This window comes from Mesorhizobium sp. M0292 (assembly GCF_040321695.1).
In the GTDB taxonomy this organism is placed as follows: Bacteria; Pseudomonadota; Alphaproteobacteria; order Rhizobiales; family Rhizobiaceae; genus Mesorhizobium.
Window position 1 is genome coordinate 1 of record NZ_JAMYSB010000030.1, and the last position, 17,789, is coordinate 17,789.

Genomic DNA, 17,789 nt, shown 5'->3' on the forward strand with positions numbered 1-17,789 from the left:
ACCGAAGACGGACAATGGACACTCTCATTCCATGCCCACCCGCTCGGCATCATCGACACACGGCACATGAAGCTTGTCCGCCGCATAGGGGGAGAGAAGTGTCACCTATGTATCCGGTTCAAAGTGTTACCCATCTATCGACTGGACAGCAGCTTCAGCCTCGCCGTCGTCTCCTGCAACGCCGGCGATTGGCGAAACCGGCGATGAGAGCGCCCCTCTCCCCCGTCTCTATACGGGCAGAGGATGCCGGCAGGCAGGTGAGGGGCAGCGCTGAGGTTCGGCAATTGGCGGCCGGCGCCGCCGGCGCGTGAACCTCAGCGTGGTGCGCGCTTGGCGAGTATGCGCTGCAGCGTGCGGCGATGCATGTTGAGCCGGCGCGCGGTTTCCGACACGTTGCGGTCGCACATTTCGTAGACGCGCTGGATGTGTTCCCAGCGCACGCGGTCGGCCGACATCGGATTTTCCGGGGGGGCGGCGCGCTCGCCGGCGGTGCGGGTGAGCGCTGCAAACACGTCGTCGGCGTCAGCCGGCTTCGACAGATAGTCGATGGCGCCGAGCTTCACCGCGGTCACCGCGGTGGCGATGTTGCCGTAGCCGGTGAGGATGACGGTGCGGGCATCGTCGCGCTTCTCGCGGATGGCGGCGACGACGTCGAGGCCGTTGCCGTCGCCAAGCCGCATGTCGACCACCGCATAGGCCGGCGGGTGGGCGCGCGCCTTGGCCACTGCCTCCTCGACGCTCTCGGCCGTCTCGACCACGAAACCCCTGGTTTCCATGGCGCGGGCCAGCCGCGTCAGGAACGGCTTGTCGTCGTCAACGATGAGCAGCGAGGTGTCCTCGCCTTCGACCATTGCGCCAATTGCTTCTTCGCCAGTCATTATCTCAAAAAATCCTGCTGCCTTAATTTTACGCAGATATAGTTCCTGAACGCCATTGTCCAATTTTGCCGCCTCCGCCAAGGCTTTTACGCGGTGTCGAACATCGAGATCCCCACCGATTCCGGGTTGAGGAAGACCGTGCGCGGCCACGATATCTGCACGATCGCGCCTTCGCCCAGTCCGCTCGAATTGCGGAAATCGAGCGTGGCGCCGGAGCGTTCGAGCAAGGTCTTGGCGATGAACAGCCCGAGACCCAGGCCACCGCCAGCCTCGTTGCCCTGGCGTGTCGACATATAGGGCTCGCCGATGCGATCGATGATTTCGGGGGGAAAGCCCGGCCCGTCATCGATGATCGAGAAGGTGACGTCGAGTTCGTCCCAGCTCCATCGCACCGTCACACTGTTGCGGGCGAAGTCGACGGCGTTCTCGACCAGATTGCCGAGGCCGTAGATGACGCCGGGGTTGCGCCGTCCCACCGGTTCGGGGCCGACGCGCTCGCCCGGCCGAAGCTTGATCGAGATGCCGAAATCGCGGTGCGGCGCGGTCACCTCCTCGACCAGCGAGGTCAGCGGCAGACGCGACAGATGCGCCTCGCCCTCGGAGGACAGGCTGGTCAGCCGCTTCAGGATCTCGCGGCAGCGCTCGCTCTGCGACCGCAGAAGTTTGACGTCCTCACCGTATTTTGGGTCGTCGCCAAGTGCCTTTTCCATCTCCTTGGAGACAAGGGCGATGGTGGCGAGCGGCGTGCCGAGTTCGTGCGCGGCGGCGGCGGCAAGCCCATCCAGAGCCGACAGATGCTGCTCGCGCTGCAACACCAGTTCGGTGGCGGCAAGCGCATTGGCGAGCAGGCGGGCTTCCTCGGCAACGCGGAAGGCATAGATGGCAGTGAAGGCGATCGAGGAAAACACCGCCATCCATATGCCGGCGACATAGATGAATGGCATGGGCAGAGGCGCGCCCTCATACCATGGCAGCGGCTGGTGGAAGAAGACCAGCAACGTGGCCGCCGCCATGACCAGCGCGCCGAGCACCGCAGTCAGCCGCAGCGGCAGCGAGGCCGCCGAGATGACGACGGGCACGGTCATCAGCACCGAGAACGGGTTGGTGAGGCCGCCAGTCAAATAGAGCAGGCCGGCAAGCTGCAGGCTGTCGAAGGTCAGGATGAAAAAGGCTGAGAACGGGGTCAGCCGGTGCGCTGCCGGATAGCGGAAGGTCAGCACCAGGTTGAGCCAGGCCGAGCAGGCGACCAGCGCGAAGCAGAGGCTGACTGGCAGCGGGAATTTGAGCCCATAGGCGATCACCAGCACCGCCAGGCTCTGGCCCACGATGGCCAGCCAGCGCAGCCGGATCAGCGTGTTGAGGCGCAGCCGCTGGCTTTGCTGGAAGTCTGGCGCGTGCACGATGTTGATCATGGCCAAGGATTATAGCCGGGAAAGGACGAGCGCTAGGTCCCTCGCGGTTTGGCGCGGGCGGTGGCCGCAGCGAGCAGCGGATTTTCCGGCCAGACATGGCGGGGATAGCGGCCGCGCATGTCGGTGCGCACATCGGCCCAGGAGCCGCGCCAGAAGCCGGGCAGGTCGCGCGTCGTCTGGATTGGCCGGTGCGCCGGCGACAACAGCTCGAGCGTCAGCGGCACGGTGCCGTTGGCGATTGCCGGATGGCGGTCAAGGCCGAATAGTTCCTGCACGCGGATCGCCAGCACCGGCCATTCGCCGTCATAGCGGATCGGCATATGGCTGCCGGACGGCGCGTCGAAATGGGTCGGCGCCAGTGTGCCGATCTTGCGCTGCAAATCATGCGGCACCAGCGCCATCAGGCCCGATGACAGCGTGCCGGGGTCGATGGCGGCGAAGGACGCCTTGCCCGACAGGAACGGCAGCAGCCAGTCGTCGAGGCGTTCGAGCAGGGCGGCTTCCGAAACATCGGGCCAAGGCGCGCCTAGGCCGCGATGCAGCCAGCCAAGCCGTTGGCGCAGCGTCTCGCCGTCCTTGCTCCATTCCAGCAGCGACAGGCCGTGCTCGCGCAAGGCATCCAGGATGGCGCGGTCGGCGTCTGTTCCAGTTGGTGCGGGCAGCATGCGCTCCGACAAAGTGATGGCGCCGAGCCTGGCGGTCTCGCGCACGCGCACCGCGCGCCGCTCGCGGTCGAAGCTTGTCTCGCGGCGCGTCTCGATCCTGTCGGCGAGAGCGGCACGGATGTCGGTCTCGTGGACCGCGGCCGCGGCGGTTATACGGGCGTTTTGCGCCTTGCCTTGCAGATCGGCGACGACCAGCCAGGTCTCACCGGCCAGCGGATCGGCGGCGTCGAGCATGGCGCCGGAGCCGTTGGCGAGCACGAAACGCCCGCGCTCGCCGCGCGCTCTGGCGACACGGTCCGGCCAGGCGTGGATGAGGAGAAGACCGGCAGAAGCGGTTTCGCTGCTCTTGGCGCCGCCCGCCTCCTTCGCCAATCGCCCGGCAAGCTGCCTTGCCGCAACGGCGCGCGGTGACTTTTCGGTGCGGAAGCGCATCAAGCGCCGTTCGAGGTCGGCGCCGTCGCCGCCGAGACCACGCTCGGTGAGCAGGACGGCTAGCATCGCAGCCTCGAGCGCGTGGCCGCCGCCAGCGGCTTCAGCGACCATGTGTGCGAGCCGCACGGGCAGGGCCAGCTTGCGCATCGCGCCGCCCGCCTCCGTCAGCCGGCCGGCCGCATCGATGGCGTGCAGCGCCAGGAGCAGCGCCCGCGCCTCGTTGAGCGCGGGAATGGGCGGCGGATCGAGGAAGGACAGGCTTGCGGGATCGGCGACGCCGAAGGCGGCGCAATCGAGCAGTAGGCCGGACAGGTCGGCTTCGAGAATCTCGGGTGGGGTGAAGGCGGGAAGGGCCGCCGTCTGCTCGGCCCGCCACAGGCGGATGGCGACGCCTGGCTGTGTACGCCCGGCGCGGCCGGCACGCTGATCGGCCGACGCCCTGGAGACACGCACCGTCTCCAGCCGCGTCAGGCCGCTCGCCGGTTCGTATCGTGGCAGCCGCGACAGGCCGGAATCGATGACGACGCGCACGCCGTCGATGGTGATCGAGGTCTCGGCGATCGACGTCGCCAGCACCACCTTGCGGCGGCCGGGCGGCGCCGGTTTGATGGCGGCATCCTGCGCCCTGTTGTCGAGCTGGCCGTAGAGCGGCACGATGTCGGTGTCGGCGCCGAGGCGGCCCTGCAGCCGCTCGGCGGTGCGCTCGATCTCGCGCTGGCCGGGCAGGAAGGCGAGCACGCTGCCGCTCTCCTCGGCAAGGGTGGAGCGGATAGCCTTGGCCATGGTGTCTTCGACGGGAACGCCGGCCGGCCGTTCGTCGTAACGGATGTCGACGGGAAAGGCGCGGCCTTGGCTTTCGATCACCGTGGCGCCGGACAGGAGTTTCGCGACGCGCGCGCCATCGAGCGTTGCCGACATCACCAGCAGCCGCAAATCCGGCCGCAGCGCGCCCTGCACGTCGAGCGCCAGCGCCAGGCCGAAATCGCCGTCGAGCGAGCGCTCGTGGAATTCGTCGAAAATCACCGCCGAGACGCCGGGCAGCTCGGGATCGTCTAGGATCATGCGCGCCAGGACGCCTTCGGTGACGACCAGGATTTTTGTCCGGGCCGATGTGCGGTTTTCCATGCGCATGGCATAGCCGACAGTGGCGCCGGGCTCTTCATCAAGCAATTCGGCCATGCGGCGGGCGGCGGCGCGGGCGGCGAGCCGGCGCGGTTCGAGCAGGACGATCTTGCCGGCGACCAGCCAGGGCGCATCGAGCAGCGCCAGCGGCACCAGCGTCGTCTTGCCGGCGCCGGGCGGCGCCACCAGGACGGCGCTGTTGCCGGAGCCGAGCGCCTCGCTCAGGGCCGGCAGCACGGCGGATACCGGAAGCTCCGGCAAGGATCTCGTCGTCATTGCGTCCGCATATCAGCGGTCACTATGGCCATGCAACCGGATCAAAGCCTCGTGCGCGCAAACGGGTTCCAGCGCACCGTGCCCAGCCGCACCTCCTCGCGCACCATGGTGAGCAGGCCGGACGCGCCAACGACGGCCAAGCCGACCAGCGATATCCAGTCCGGATACTCCTGGAAGAACAACGCACCGAGGATCACCGCCCAGACGATCTGCGAATAATGCGTCGGCGCGATGCGGTTGGCCGGTGCGTATTTGGCGGCCAGCAGCTGCAGCAATTGGCCGCCGGCGGTAAAGGCGCCGCCCAGCACCAGCCACAGCAGTTGCATGGCGTTGGGGAGGGTGAACGATGTGGCGATGGTGCCGGCCCCGTTGAACAGCAGCCCGTAACCGATGAGCACGCCGAGCATGGTGGTGCGCTTTTCCTGCTGGGCGAGCGACCGCATCAGGATGACGCTGGCCGCGGCAAGGAAGGCCACCGTGAACGCGGCAAGGTGTCCGAGATGCAACTCGCGAAAACCTGGCCGCACCACCAGCATGACGCCTGCAAAGCCGGCAACCACCGCCAGCCAGCGCCATGGACCGACCTTTTCTTTCAGGATGACGGTCGAGAGAATGGTAACGCAAAGCGGCGCCAGGAAGATCAGTGCATAGGTCTCGGCCAGCGGAATGGTGGTGAAGGCGTAGACGCTGAGCACGCCCGAGGCGATGCCGGCCCAGGCGCGGGCCTGCACCGCCCATGGCCGCCCGGTGCGCCAGAAGTCGCGCCAGCGCTCATCGACTGGGCGGCTGAAAAACAGGAAGCAGCCGGCAAACAGCGTGATGAAGAAGCCGATCTCGAAGACGGTGAACTGTCCGCCAAGGCTCTTGATAACGGCATCGCTGCACGAATAGCTTGCATAGGCGATGAGGGCGAGCAGGATTCCGTTCGTCACGTTTTTCCATTTCCGGGGAGAGTGCAGTGAAGGTATTGGCGCTCGGCGCGCATCCCGACGACATCGAGATATTCATGTTCGGTACGCTGGCTGCCTATGCCACGCAAGGCGCAGAACTGACTTTTGCCGTGGCCACGGATGGCGCCAGGGGCGGCATGGGCGACCCGAGCGTTCTGGCTCGTGTCCGCCGCGACGAGGCGGCGGCCGCTGCGGCGCTGCTCGGCGCAACCCTTCGCTTTCTCGACTTTCCCGACGGCGAACTGGTGGCTGATGCGGCACTGATCGCTTCGCTGAAAGCGCTGATACGCGAGACCGCGGCGGATCTGGTTATCACGCATGCCCCCAACGACTATCACGCCGACCATCGTGCTTTGTCGGACGGCGTGCGCATCGCGGCCTCGTTCGGCGTCCCCGTGCTGCATGCCGACACGATGGGCGGCACCGGCTTTGCGCCGACGCATTACGTCGACATTTCCGCCTACGGCGATATCAAGACGCAGGCGATCCGAGCGCACCAGTCGCAGTGGCCGGAGCAATATGTCGACAGAGCGCGCGTCCAGAATGAGTTTCGCGCCGGGCAATGCAACAGCGTTCCCGGCTCCCTGGCCGAGGCCTTCCGATTCGAGCCGACATTTCCCTTCGCCGACATCCGCGCGCTGCTGCCGCCCGCGCCCCCTGTTCGGCCGGTGACGCCGCAGACGAAAATTATAGGCGACCCCGGCTAAGCAACTTCCGGGCGAGCCGTCCGGCAATCATTTCCCAACGATTTCAATCGCCGTTTCGCCATGTTGCGGCGCAGCGACGAATTCGCTTGCCTTGTTTAGTAAAAATTGCATCACTAAACAAATTACTAAACATCTGCGACGCACCGCGCCGCCCTGGCGACGCATAGCGCGCCGTGTTTAGCCCCTCGGAGGAGCGAGGGTTGAGGGGTTCTTGAAACGGCCATCCGGGCGCGTTTCGCAAATGGGAGGAAGGCATGAAATCGAGCTTGAAACTGGCGTTGGGACTGACCTCGGCGATTACCGCGTCGACAGCCGTCTCGAACGTTGCGCACGCTGAAGACCTGACGCTTTGCTGGGCCGCCTGGGATCCGGCAAACGCGCTGGTCGAACTGTCCAAGGATTTTACCAAGGAAACCGGCATCGGCATGAAATTCGAATTCGTGCCGTGGACCAACTATGCCGACCGCTTCCTCAACGAGCTCAACTCGCACGGCAAACTGTGCGACCTGATCATCGGCGACAGCCAGTGGATCGGCGGCTCGGCCGAGAACGGCCACTACGTCAAGCTGAACGACTTCTTCGACAAGGAGAAGATCAGCATGGACGACTTCGTGCCGGCAACAGTCGTCGGCTATTCCGAATGGCCGAAGAACACGCCGAATTACTGGGCGCTGCCGGCCATGGGCGACGTCGTCGGCTGGACCTACCGCAAGGATTGGTTCTCCAAGCCGGAGCTGCAAAAGGAATTCAAGGAAAAATATGGCTGGGATCTCGGCCCGCCGACCACCTTCGACCAACTGAAGCAGGTCGCCGAGTTCTTCCAGAAGCGCGAGATCGACGGCAAGACCGTCTATGGCGCTTCGATCTACACCGAGCGTGGCTCGGAAGGCATCACCATGGGCGCCATGGACGTGCTCTACAGCTACGGCTTCCAGTATGAAAACCCCAAGAAGCCCTACGAGATGGAAGGCTTCGTCAATTCGCCAGACGCGGTCAAAGGCCTGGAGTTCTACAAGTCGCTCTACGATTGCTGCACGCCTCCGGGTGCCTCGAACAGCTATATGGGCGAAGGCGTCGACGCCTTCAAATCCGGTCAAGTGGCCATGCACATGAACTTCGCCTTCACCTGGCCCGGCCTGCAGAAGGACGAGAATGTCGGCGGCGACAAGATCGGCTACTTCGTCAATCCGAAGGGTCCCGGTGGCGCCCAGTTTGCGCAGCTTGGCGGCCAGGGCATTTCGGTGGTGTCCTATTCAGACAAGCAGGAATCGGCGCTGAAATACATCAAGTGGTTCGCCGACAAGGATGTGCAGGCCAAATGGTGGTCGCTCGGCGGCTATTCCTGCCTGAACGCGGTGGTCAAGGACCCGGCCTTCCCGTCCAGCCAGCCTTATGCGCAGACCTTCCTCGACTCGATGGCGATCGTGAAGGACTTCTGGGCCGAGCCGAGCTACGCACCGCTGCTGCAGGCGTCGCAGAAGCGCTTCCACGACTATGTCGTTGCCGGCCAGGGTTCGGCCAAGGACGCGCTTGACGGCCTGGTCAAGGACTGGACGCAAGTGTTCCAGGACGACGGCAAGATGTAACCGGACCAACGGCTCCTCCCGAGCCTGACCCCAGAGGCGGATGATTTTCAGGCCGAATCGACCAGAAATCATCCGCCTCGGGCTAAAAAGAGAGAGAGCATGATGTCGTCCGAAAACCGCTTCACACTTTTCGGCTTCATGCTCTTGGTCCCGTGCCGCCCTTGGCACGGGACGCAGTTCAGATAAATTCCAGTGTCGAGACTTGACGTGACCGAAGCAGGACTCACCATGCTCAATCGGACTGCGGAGAACGTTGCCCGGGCGACCCCGGAGCCGTTGGCCCGCAAGGTCCGGGGCATCAGCGACAAGGGCCTCGCCTGGCTGTTCATCTCGCCGACGATCCTGTTGCTCTTGGCCATCAACATCTTCCCGCTGTTCTGGGCGATCTACCTGTCCTTCACCAACTTCCGCGCGAACCGCCCGAACGAGGTGGTGAAAAACCTCGGCTTCGCCAACTACCAGCGCATCCTCGGCGACCAGGACATCTGGATCGCCATGCAGACGACGGCGCATTTCGTGTTCTGGACGATCTTGCTGCAGACGCTGATCGGTTTCACGCTGGCATGGCTGATCGACAGGAAGTTTCGCGGCCACGCCTTCTGGACGACCATCATCCTGGTGCCGATGATGCTGTCGCCGGCGGTGGTCGGCAATTTCTGGCGTTTCCTCTACGAGCCGCAGATCGGCCTGTTCGCCTACGCCATCTCGTTCGTCACCCGGATACCACCGACCGACATCCAGATGCTGTCCAACGTGTCGCTGGCGCCGTGGTCGATCATCATCGTCGACACCTGGATGTGGACGCCCTATGTCATGCTGATCTGTCTCGCCGGCCTGCGCTCGATCCCCGAATACATCTATGAGGCGGCCGAGGTCGACCGCGCATCCAACTGGCGGCAGTTCTGGTCGATCACGCTGCCGATGGCGCTGCCCTTTATCATGCTGGCGGTGCTGTTTCGCGGCATCGAGAACTTCAAGATGTTCGACATGGTCAACCTGCTGACCGGTGGCGGGCCGGGCTCGACCACCGAGGTCGCTTCCATCACGCTGAAACGGCAAGCGTTCGAGAGCTGGCGCACCGGATATTCCTCGGCCTTCGCCATCATCCTGTTCGTCGCGGTGTTTGGGCTGGCCAACATCTACGTCAAGGCGCTGAACAAGGTGAAGCAGAGATGAGCCTGACCACCGCCCACTCCGTCGTCGCCCCCTCGGCCAATTCGAAGCGGATCGCCGGCACGATCATCGTGCTCTACGCGCTGATCTCGATCGTGCCGCTGCTGTGGATCTTCGCCACCAGCTTCAAGACGCCGCCGGATTCGATCGCCTATCCGCCCAAGATTCTGTTCCAGCCGAGCATCGAGGGCTATTGCAACCTGTTCACGACGCGCACCAGGCAAACGCCCGAGTACATCAACTCGCTCGGACCCGCGACCGGTTTCTGCGACGAGACCTCGCGCAAGCGCAACATGGTGATTGCCGGCCCGTCCAATTTCCTGCCGCGCTTCGTCAATTCGCTGATAATCGCCTTCGGCTCGACCTTCTGCGCGGTCTTCCTCGGCACGCTGTCTGCCTATGGTTTCTCGCGCTTCAAGGTGCCGCTGGCCGATGACCTTCTGTTCTTCATCCTGTCGACGCGCTTCATGCCGCCGATCGCGGTCGCGATTCCCATCTACCTGATGTACCGCGAGCTCGGCCTGTCCGACACCGCGCTGGGCATGATCCTGCTCTACACGGCGGTAAACGTGTCGCTGGCGGTGTGGCTGCTGAAAGGCTTCATCGACGAGATCCCGCGCGAGTATGAGGAAGCGGCGATGATCGACGGCTACACCAGGCTGCAGGCCTTCTGGCGCACCGTGCTGCCGCAAGCCACCACCGGCATCGCCGCGACCGCCATCTTCTGCCTGATCTTCGCCTGGAACGAATATGCCTTCGCGGCACTGCTCACCTCCGGCACGGCGCAAACCGCACCGCCCTTCATCCCGACTATCATCGGCGAAGGCGGCCAGGACTGGCCGGCGGTGGCGGCGGGCACGACGATCTTCCTGGTGCCGATCCTGGTCTTCACCATCCTGCTACGCAAGCAGTTGCTGCGCGGCATCACTTTCGGCGCGGTTCGCAAATGAGTGGTGTGCCAGGTCGACCCCCACTCCGTCGAGCTTCGCTCGACACCTCTCCCCCCATCGACGGGGTAGAGGAAGGACGCGCACTTCATTCAGGCAGGCTGCCTTCCTCTCCCTCCGGAGGGGGGAGAGGTGACGCTGCGAAGCAGCGACGGAGTGGGGGAACCACCTGGCAACCGTCTCGCCCCGTTGCCGGGCAGAAGGAAGGCAGCTACGCATGACGCGCCCAGCCATCTCCAAAAAGTCATCCTGGCCTCGCTGGGCCCGGCGCGGCCTCATGGAAAACATTGCGACGGCGCTCATCGCCGTCGGCTTCCTGATGCTGTTCCAGCCTTTCGCGCTCGCGCTCTACACCTACTCCTTCATCACCATGCTCGCCGGCACAGTGATGTTCATCATCGTCTCGAAATTCCCGGAATAATCATGGCCGAAATCCGCGTCCAACATTTGAGAAAGGCCTTCGGCGATTTCGTCGCCGTGCAGGATTCCAGCTTCATCGTCGAGGATGGCGAGTTCTTCGTCATGCTTGGCCCGTCGGGCTGCGGCAAGACGACGACGCTGCGCATGATCGCCGGGCTGGAACTGCCGACGGGCGGCCAGATCCTGCTCGGCGGCGAGGATGTCACCATGCGCCGGGCGCGCGAACGCGACATCGCCTTCGTCTTCCAGCTTTTCGCGCTCTATCCGCATATGAATGTGCGCAAGAACATCGGCTTCCCGCTTCTCGCGCAAGGCATGCCGTCGGCCGAGATTCGAAGCCGTGTCGAGGAAACGGCGAAGCTGCTGCGCATCGACCACCTGCTCAACAAATCGGTCTCAGGGCTTGCCGGCGGCGACCGCCAGCGGGTCGCGCTCGGCCGCGCCATCGTGCGACGGCCAAAGTGTTTTCTGATGGACGAGCCGCTCGGCACGCTCGACACCGAATTCCGCGATCTGATGGTGCATGAGCTGCGCGAGCTGCACAACCGCATCCACGCCACCACCGTCTATGTCACGCACGACCAGATGGAAGCGATGTCGATGGCCGACAAGATCGCCGTCATGAACCATGGCGTCATCGAACAGTTCGGCAGCCCGCGCGAAATCTACGACCGCCCGGCAACCATGTTCGTCGCCGACTTCATCGGCTCGCCGCCGATGAATTTCCTGGGCTTCGGTGGCGGGCTGGCGAAGGGGGCGAAGGAAATCGTCGTCCAGGGCGCCAAGGTGGCGGTGCCGGAAGTGCGCGAGGAAATTGCGCCCGCCGACATGGCGCTCGGCATCCGTCCCGAGCACATCCGTTTCGACGATGCGTCGAAACTGCGCGGCGCCATCTACGGCACCGAATATCTCGGCACGACGCAGATCGTGGCGGTGGAGACGGCGGACGGCATCATCAAGGCGCGGGTGCCGGCCGAAATCCGGCTCGCTGCCGGCGATCATGTCGGGCTGACGTTGAACAGCGCGCGGCTGTCGCTGTTCGACAAGGGCTCGGGTCGGGCGGTGCGCACCGCGATCCACGATACCGCCTCTCAAGGGAGAGCGCAGCATGGCTGACGTGCACATCAAGGGCGTGACCAAAAGCTTCGGCGATCATGTCGCCGTCAATGGCCTCGACCTCAACATCGCCGATGGCGAATTCGTCGTGCTGCTCGGCCCGACCGGCGCCGGCAAGACGACGACGCTGAGATTGATCGCCGGACTGGAGCGGCCGGATGGCGGCAGGATCGATATTGGCGGCCACGATGCGACGACGCTGTCGCCGGCCGAGCGCGACACCGCTTTCGTCTTCCAGCAATATTCGCTCTACCCGCATCTGTCAGTCTACGACAACCTCGCCTTCCCGCTGCGCTCGCCGGCGCGGAAAGTACCGGAGGACCAGATTCGCCGCCGCGTCGAAGAGGTGGCAAAGATGGTGCGCATCCACCACAAGCTCGCCAACCGCTCGACCAAGCTGTCGGGCGGCGAGATGCAGCGCGTCGCCATCGGCCGAGCGTTGGTGCGCAAACCGTCGATCTATCTGATGGACGAACCGCTGTCGTCGCTGGATGCCAAATTGCGCGCCGATCTCAGGCTCGAACTCAAGCGCATCCAGGCCGAACTCGGCGCCACCATGCTCTATGTCACGCACGACCAGATCGAGGCGATGACCATGGCCGATCGCATCGGCATCCTCAATGACGGCGTGCTGGTGCAGATCGGCACGCCGCGCACAATCTATTCGGAGCCGGCCAACCTTCATGTCGCGGCCCGCCTCGGCCAGCCGGCGATCAACCTGCTGCCGGCCGGGCTGCTGCCTGATGGTGGGGCGCCGACCGGAACCAAGACCATCGGCGCGCGCACCGAGCATCTGTCGATCGAGAAGACCGCAAGCGGCCATGCCGACGGCGTCGTCGACTGGGTCGAACATCTCGGGGACCAGAACCATCTGCATGTTACGGTCGGCCCGAAGAAACTGGTGACGCTCACCGACCCCGATACGGATCTGGCCGAGGGCGACAAAGTGGTGATCCGCTACCGCTCGCCACTTTATTTCGGCGCCGACGGACAAAGACTGATGTGAGGTTTTCGGTGTCTCGCCAAGGGCACGGCACCGGCTTCTGATTGACGAATACAGGACGAATTCGATGAAGCACTTTTTCAACCGCAGGGAAACGATCGTCACCGAGGCGCTGGACGGGCTGTTGCGGACTATCGGTTCCGGCGATCTCGCCCGCCTCGACGGCTATCCCGAGATCAAGGTCGTGCTGCGCGCCGACTGGGACAAGGCAAAGGTTGCCGTCGTCTCCGGCGGCGGTGCCGGGCACGAGCCGTCGCATGCCGGGTTTGTCGGCAAGGGCATGCTGACGGCGGCGGTCTCGGGCGAGATATTTGCCTCGCCCAGCGTCGAGGCGGTCCTGGCGGCCATTCGCGCGGTGACCGGCCCGGCTGGCTGCCTGCTGATCGTCAAGAACTACACCGGCGACCGCCTCAATTTCGGCCTCGCGGCCGAGAAGGCGCGCGCCGAGGGGTTTTGCGTCGAGATGGCGATCGTCGCCGACGACATTGCCTTGCCCGATATCAACCAGCCGCGCGGCGTCGCCGGCACCTTGTTCGTGCACAAGATATCAGGCCATTTGTCGGAGACGGGAAGCGGTCTGACAGCGATCGCGACAGCGGCTCGCGCGGCGGCGAAGGACATCATCTCGCTCGGCATGTCGCTGTCGTCCTGCTCGATCCCCGGCCAGCCACATGAAGAGCGGTTCGGCGAAAATGACGGCGAACTCGGCCTCGGCATCCATGGCGAGCCGGGCGTCGAGCGCATCGCCGTGCAGAGCGCCGACAGACTTGTGGCGATCATGGCGGAGCGGCTGGCCGCGCGGCTCGACCCGAACGCCAGCCACGCGTTGATCATCAACAATCTCGGCTCGGTGCCGCCGCTTGAAATGTCGCTGGTCGCCAATGCCGTGCTGGCCTCGCCGCTGGCCAAAACCGTCAAACTTGCGATCGGCCCCGGACCGCTGATGACGGCGCTCAACATGAACGGCTTTTCGCTGTCGCTGATCAAGCTCGATGCGGCGCGCGAGGCAGGCTTGCTGGCGCCTGTCGGCCCACATGCCTGGATGCCGGCCAAAACCGTCGTCGCGCCGGCTATCGTGCCTATGGCGAAAGCGGCTGGAAACAGCGCAGCCCAAAAGGCCAGTCAGGATCCCGGTACCAGGCGTTTGATCGTCACGGTCTGCGAACGGCTGATCGCGCTCGAAGAGACACTGAACGGGCTCGACGCCAAGGCGGGCGACGGCGATACCGGTTCGACGGTTGCGACCGGCGCGCGCAGCGTGCTGGAACGGCTCGATGCGCTGCCGCTGGCCGACCCTGCCGCCACACTTGCGGCTATAGGCGATAGTCTGGGCGTCGCAATGGGCGGCTCCTCAGGCGTCTTGCTGTCGATCTTCTTCACGGCGGCGGCTCAGGCTTCGAACGGCGGAGCAACCCTGTCCAAGGCGCTGCTTGCCGGGCTTGACCGCATTACTTTTTACGGTGGCGCCAGGGTCGGCGACCGCACCATGGTCGATGCCTTGGAGCCGGCGCTGAAGGCGCTCGATGCCAAGGGGCTGGATGCCGCGGCTACAGCGGCACGGCACGGCGCCGAGGCGACCGCTGCCATGGAGAAGGCGAAGGCCGGACGCTCCGCCTATGTCGGCGCCAAATTGCAAGGCGTAGTCGACCCTGGCGCCCATGCCGTGGCCGAAGTGTTCGCGGCCGCCGCCGCGCTGCATGCAGCGGCCTGACGGCATGCTTCGATTGTCGAATGACAACTCTTGCGATACTGCCGGCAGGATCGAAACCGGGAATCTGGACATGGCAGCGTTCGACCTTGCCAGGCTGATCACCGCCGCCGCGGACACAATCGCCGCTCACTCGGAAGAGTTGACCGCGCTCGACCAGGCGATCGGCGACGGTGACCATGGGCTGAACATGAAGCGCGGCTTCGAGGCTGTGCGCGCCGATGCCGGGGCGTTCGCTGCAAAGCCGCTGCCCGAGGCGCTGAAGGCGATCGGCACCAAGCTGGTGATGACGGTCGGCGGCGCGTCCGGGCCGCTGTTCGGCACATTGTTCCTGGCGCTGGGCAAGGAGATTTCAGGAGAGCCGGATCGCCCCAAGCTGACGGCTGCTTTCGGCAAGGCAATCGAGGCGGTGGCCGCCAGAGGCAAATCGCAGGTCGGCCAGAAGACGATGCTCGATGTGCTGTATCCGGTGCATGACGCGCTCGCGAATGGAAAGACAGGCTCGGAAATCGCTGATATCGCCGACGCGGCTGCCGAAGCGACCGTGCCGATGAAGGCAACACGCGGTCGCGCCTCATTCCTCGGCGACCGCTCAATCGGTCATATGGATGCCGGCGGACGCTCTGTGGCGCTGCTGGTGCGGACCGTCGCCGAAACCGTCGAGGGCCAAGCATGAGCAATGTCGGCATCGTCATCGTCTCGCATTCGCCGCTGGTTGCCGAAGGCACGGCCGACATGGTGCGGCAGATGGTGGGCGACGAAGTGCCGCTTGCATGGTGCGGCGGAAACGGCCATGGCGGGCTCGGCACCAGCGTCGAAGCGATCATGGGCGCCATCGACAAGGCGTGGTCGGAGGCGGGCGTCGCCATACTGGTCGATCTCGGCGGCGCCGAGACCAATTCGGAAATGGCGGTGGAAATGATCGGCGAGCCGCGGGCGCAGAAGATCGTCGTCTGCAACGCGCCGATCGTCGAAGGCGCGGTGATGGCTGCGACGGAGGCGTCCGGCGGGGCCTCGCTGAAGGAAGTGGTGGCGACGGCGCATGAATTGTCGCCGTCGTGAGCGAACGGGAATTTTGACCTGATGTCCGCATTTGCCGAGGCCACCGTCCTGATCACCCACGAGGTAGGTCTGCACGCGCGCCCTTCGGTGAAGTTGACCAAGCTTGCCAAGAGCTTTGCCGCCGAGGTGGAGATTGCGCTTGCCGCCAACGGCCCATGGTTCGACGCCAAGAGCATCGTCAAGGTGATGGCGGCCAGGGCGCCGAAAGGCACCATGCTGCACATCCGGGCCACAGGCGACGGCGCCGATGATGCCGTGAGAGCGCTGGCCGAGCTGGTGCGACGCGGTTTCGACGAGGATGCGGGCCATGCCCGAACCGCTTAGGCTGCAAGGCATTTCGGCCTCGGCCGGCTATGCCGAGGGGCCGTTGTTCAACCTCGACAACGGCACCGCGCACTACACGGGCAAGGCGAGCGCCGCGGACGAGAAGGCCGCATTGGAAGCAGCTATCGCCAGCGCGACGGACCGGCTCGCGACCCTGATCGAAACCGCCGATGACGAGGCCGCCGGCATTCTCGAATTCCAGCTCGCCATGCTTGGGGACGAGGCACTGACCGGCCCGGCTTTTGCCGCGATCGCGTCCGGCATGCCGGCTGACATGGCCTGGCGACGGGCGCTGGACGCCGAGATCTCCGGCTACGAAACGTCAGACCAGGACTATTTCCGGGCTCGCGCCGCCGATATCAGCGATATCCGCGACCGCGTGCTGCGCGCCCTTACCGAGGAGCAGGAGAGCGCTCCACCAGCGGGCGCCATTCTCTATGGCGAGGACATCGCGCCGACGCGCTTTCTCGAGACCGACTGGAGCACCGGCGGCGGCATCGCGCTGAGGGCCGGCAGCGCCGCCAGCCACGTCGCCATGCTGGCGCGCTCGCGCGGCGTGCCGATGGTGGTGGGGCTTGGCGCTTCGCCGGCTAATCCCGTCGGTCTGGCTCTGCTCGATGCGGAGCATGGCGGTATCGTGCTTTCGCCGACCACGACCGAGATCGAAGCGTTCCACCGGTCCTCGTCCTCGTTTGTGGCACATCGAGACAAGGCCGGAGTCTATCTCGCGAAACCGGCGGTAACCCGGGCCGGGACGACAGTGCGCGTGCAGGTCAACATCGCCGATCCGTCCGAGGTCGACGGCATCGACATTTCGACCTGCGACGGGGTCGGGCTGATGCGCACCGAATTCCTGTTCGGCAAGGCGCCGCCGGACGAGGAGACGCAATACCAGGCCTATCGCAAGGTGCTGGAATGGGCAGGCGACAAGCCGGTGACCATCCGTACCGTCGACGCCGGCGGCGACAAGCCGGTGCCGGGCTTCACCGTCGAGGAGAGCAACCCGTTCCTCGGGCTGCGTGGCATCAGGCTGTCGCTGGCAAGGCCGAAGGTGTTTCGCGTACAGATCCGGGCGCTGCTGCGCGCGGCGGTGCACGGCAATCTGAAGGTGATGTTTCCGATGATCGCCGTCGCGGAGGAATACCAACGCGCCGCCGCTCTGTTCGTGGAGGAGCAGGCCGGGCTTGCCGCGCGCGGCATCGCGCAAAAAATGCCGCCGCTCGGCATCATGGTCGAGGTGCCTTCGGTGGCGATCGCGCCGGAGGCGTTCGCCGATGTCGCCTTCTTCTCGATCGGTTCGAACGATCTGACCCAATATGTAATGGCGGCTGCCCGCGATAACGCAGCCGTGGCGCATCTTAATTCTGTCCGCCATCCCGCCGTGTTGCGGCTGATCGGCTCGGTTGCCGCTTTTGGCCTGCGCGCGAAAATCCCAGTCAGCCTGTGCGGCGATGCCGGCGGCGATCCGGCATCGATCCCGGCACTGCTCGAGGCCGGCCTGCGGGATCTCTCGGTGGCTCCCGCCCAACTCGCCATGGCCAAGGCGGCCATCTCGGATGCATCGGTCTAGGATGACTGAGATGGCCGACAAGACACCAGAAGCCGGCTCCGAAGAGGCGATCCGCGCCTACAAGACGATCCTGTCGCAGGTCATCGACCAGCGACCGTCGGGTATGCGACAACGCCTTGCCGACGCGCTTGGCAAGCACCGCAGCTTCGTCACCCAGATTTCCAGCGCGGCCTATTCGACCCCGATCCCGTCAAAACATCTGCCGGCTATTTTTTCGGTCTGCCATTTCAGTCCGGCCGAGCGCGATCAGTTTCTGGCTGCCTATCATCTGGCGCATCCCGGCAAGATGTCGGTTGCGGCAGGCATGCGCAAGACCCGGCATGTCTCGCTGATCGTGCCCGATTTCGGCGACGACAAGCAGAATGCAGCGCTCGACAAGGCGATCAACGAATTCATCCAGAAGATCACCAGCATCACCGGCAGGAGTGGCGGCTGATC

At 64.8% G+C, this 17,789-nt stretch carries 18 protein-coding genes; 14 read left to right on the forward strand and 4 right to left on the reverse strand.

The annotated features are described in order from the left end of the window. The coding region (locus NKI96_RS28950) for a hypothetical protein (protein ID WP_352807374.1) at nt 1-207 on the forward strand (207 nt) is incomplete at its 5' end. Nucleotides 208-314: 107 nt separating this feature from the next. On the opposite strand, the gene NKI96_RS28955 is transcribed toward NKI96_RS28950, so the two are convergent. The 4 genes from NKI96_RS28955 to NKI96_RS28970 form a co-directional block, all read right to left on the reverse strand. Next, the gene (locus NKI96_RS28955) at nt 315-878 is read right to left on the reverse strand and encodes an ActR/PrrA/RegA family redox response regulator transcription factor (protein WP_023672848.1); all 564 of its coding nucleotides are present in this window, start codon (nt 876-878) and stop codon (nt 315-317) included. An 86-nt stretch (nt 879-964) separates the two neighbouring features. Beyond that, entirely contained in the window at nt 965-2,290 is a 1,326-nt protein-coding gene (locus NKI96_RS28960) for an ActS/PrrB/RegB family redox-sensitive histidine kinase (protein ID WP_352518597.1), read from the reverse strand. Nucleotides 2,291-2,322: 32 nt separating this feature from the next. After that, nucleotides 2,323-4,785: an ATP-dependent helicase HrpB gene (gene hrpB / locus NKI96_RS28965; protein ID WP_352807375.1), complete on the reverse strand. Its 2,463-nt coding sequence runs from the start codon at nt 4,783-4,785 to the stop codon at nt 2,323-2,325. Between the two features lie 41 nt (nt 4,786-4,826). Beyond that, nucleotides 4,827-5,717, reverse strand: coding sequence for a DMT family transporter (locus NKI96_RS28970; RefSeq protein WP_023694178.1), 891 nt, complete (start codon nt 5,715-5,717; stop codon nt 4,827-4,829). Between the two features lie 26 nt (nt 5,718-5,743). Here NKI96_RS28970 and NKI96_RS28975 point away from each other — a divergent pair, with 26 nt between their 5' ends. From NKI96_RS28975 to NKI96_RS29035, 13 genes are all read left to right on the forward strand, one after another. Beyond that, nucleotides 5,744-6,442: a PIG-L deacetylase family protein gene (locus NKI96_RS28975; protein ID WP_023715560.1), complete on the forward strand. Its 699-nt coding sequence runs from the start codon at nt 5,744-5,746 to the stop codon at nt 6,440-6,442. Between the two features lie 254 nt (nt 6,443-6,696). Beyond that, complete coding sequence (locus tag NKI96_RS28980; RefSeq protein WP_023826502.1) at nt 6,697-8,028, forward strand: ABC transporter substrate-binding protein; 1,332 nt, start codon at nt 6,697-6,699, stop codon at nt 8,026-8,028. A 228-nt stretch (nt 8,029-8,256) separates the two neighbouring features. Continuing rightward, nucleotides 8,257-9,204, forward strand: a complete 948-nt coding sequence (locus NKI96_RS28985) for a carbohydrate ABC transporter permease (RefSeq protein WP_031198535.1) — start codon at nt 8,257-8,259, stop codon at nt 9,202-9,204. Then, entirely contained in the window at nt 9,201-10,151 is a 951-nt protein-coding gene (locus tag NKI96_RS28990; protein ID WP_023711245.1) for a carbohydrate ABC transporter permease, read from the forward strand. Before NKI96_RS28985 ends, NKI96_RS28990 begins: the two co-directional genes overlap by 4 nt. A gap of 214 nt (nt 10,152-10,365) precedes the next feature. Next, a complete protein-coding gene (locus tag NKI96_RS28995) occupies nt 10,366-10,569 on the forward strand; it encodes a hypothetical protein (protein ID WP_023694181.1) in 204 nt (67 codons plus the stop codon). A gap of 2 nt (nt 10,570-10,571) precedes the next feature. After that, entirely contained in the window at nt 10,572-11,684 is a 1,113-nt protein-coding gene (locus tag NKI96_RS29000) for an ABC transporter ATP-binding protein (RefSeq protein WP_023816343.1), read from the forward strand. After that, a complete protein-coding gene (locus tag NKI96_RS29005; RefSeq protein ID WP_023816344.1) occupies nt 11,677-12,690 on the forward strand; it encodes an ABC transporter ATP-binding protein in 1,014 nt (337 codons plus the stop codon). The genes NKI96_RS29000 and NKI96_RS29005 overlap by 8 nt, the downstream gene beginning before the upstream one ends. Nucleotides 12,691-12,754: 64 nt before the next feature. Further along, a complete protein-coding gene (locus NKI96_RS29010; RefSeq protein WP_352597302.1) occupies nt 12,755-14,398 on the forward strand; it encodes a dihydroxyacetone kinase subunit DhaK in 1,644 nt (547 codons plus the stop codon). Between the two features lie 70 nt (nt 14,399-14,468). Continuing rightward, nucleotides 14,469-15,071 (forward strand): dihydroxyacetone kinase subunit DhaL, encoded by a 603-nt coding sequence (dhaL, locus tag NKI96_RS29015; protein WP_023732533.1) that lies wholly within the window; start codon nt 14,469-14,471, stop codon nt 15,069-15,071. Next, complete coding sequence (gene dhaM, locus NKI96_RS29020; protein WP_023690004.1) at nt 15,068-15,457, forward strand: dihydroxyacetone kinase phosphoryl donor subunit DhaM; 390 nt, start codon at nt 15,068-15,070, stop codon at nt 15,455-15,457. Before dhaL ends, dhaM begins: the two co-directional genes overlap by 4 nt. 21 nt (nt 15,458-15,478) lie before the next feature. Then, nucleotides 15,479-15,781, forward strand: a complete 303-nt coding sequence (locus NKI96_RS29025; RefSeq protein WP_352807380.1) for an HPr family phosphocarrier protein — start codon at nt 15,479-15,481, stop codon at nt 15,779-15,781. Then, complete coding sequence (gene ptsP / locus NKI96_RS29030) at nt 15,765-17,351, forward strand: phosphoenolpyruvate--protein phosphotransferase (protein WP_352807383.1); 1,587 nt, start codon at nt 15,765-15,767, stop codon at nt 17,349-17,351. Before NKI96_RS29025 ends, ptsP begins: the two co-directional genes overlap by 17 nt. Before the next feature lie 10 nt (nt 17,352-17,361). Then, complete coding sequence (locus NKI96_RS29035) at nt 17,362-17,787, forward strand: hypothetical protein (RefSeq protein ID WP_023668784.1); 426 nt, start codon at nt 17,362-17,364, stop codon at nt 17,785-17,787. Nucleotides 17,788-17,789 lie beyond the last annotated feature (2 nt).

Coding starts and splice junctions, on each gene's coding strand:
- NKI96_RS29005 (WP_023816344.1), top strand. CDS start 11,677: ATGGCTGACGTGCACATCAAGGGCGTGACCAAAAGCTTCGGCGATCAT.
- dhaM (WP_023690004.1), top strand. CDS start 15,068: ATGAGCAATGTCGGCATCGTCATCGTCTCGCATTCGCCGCTGGTTGCC.
- hrpB (WP_352807375.1), bottom strand. CDS start 4,785: ATGACGACGAGATCCTTGCCGGAGCTTCCGGTATCCGCCGTGCTGCCG.
- NKI96_RS28985 (WP_031198535.1), top strand. CDS start 8,257: ATGCTCAATCGGACTGCGGAGAACGTTGCCCGGGCGACCCCGGAGCCG.
- NKI96_RS28995 (WP_023694181.1), top strand. CDS start 10,366: ATGACGCGCCCAGCCATCTCCAAAAAGTCATCCTGGCCTCGCTGGGCC.
- NKI96_RS28980 (WP_023826502.1), top strand. CDS start 6,697: ATGAAATCGAGCTTGAAACTGGCGTTGGGACTGACCTCGGCGATTACC.
- ptsP (WP_352807383.1), top strand. CDS start 15,765: ATGCCCGAACCGCTTAGGCTGCAAGGCATTTCGGCCTCGGCCGGCTAT.
- NKI96_RS29025 (WP_352807380.1), top strand. CDS start 15,479: ATGTCCGCATTTGCCGAGGCCACCGTCCTGATCACCCACGAGGTAGGT.
- dhaL (WP_023732533.1), top strand. CDS start 14,469: ATGGCAGCGTTCGACCTTGCCAGGCTGATCACCGCCGCCGCGGACACA.
- NKI96_RS29010 (WP_352597302.1), top strand. CDS start 12,755: ATGAAGCACTTTTTCAACCGCAGGGAAACGATCGTCACCGAGGCGCTG.
- NKI96_RS29000 (WP_023816343.1), top strand. CDS start 10,572: ATGGCCGAAATCCGCGTCCAACATTTGAGAAAGGCCTTCGGCGATTTC.
- NKI96_RS28960 (WP_352518597.1), bottom strand. CDS start 2,290: ATGATCAACATCGTGCACGCGCCAGACTTCCAGCAAAGCCAGCGGCTG.
- NKI96_RS28955 (WP_023672848.1), bottom strand. CDS start 878: ATGACTGGCGAAGAAGCAATTGGCGCAATGGTCGAAGGCGAGGACACC.
- NKI96_RS29035 (WP_023668784.1), top strand. CDS start 17,362: ATGGCCGACAAGACACCAGAAGCCGGCTCCGAAGAGGCGATCCGCGCC.
- NKI96_RS28990 (WP_023711245.1), top strand. CDS start 9,201: ATGAGCCTGACCACCGCCCACTCCGTCGTCGCCCCCTCGGCCAATTCG.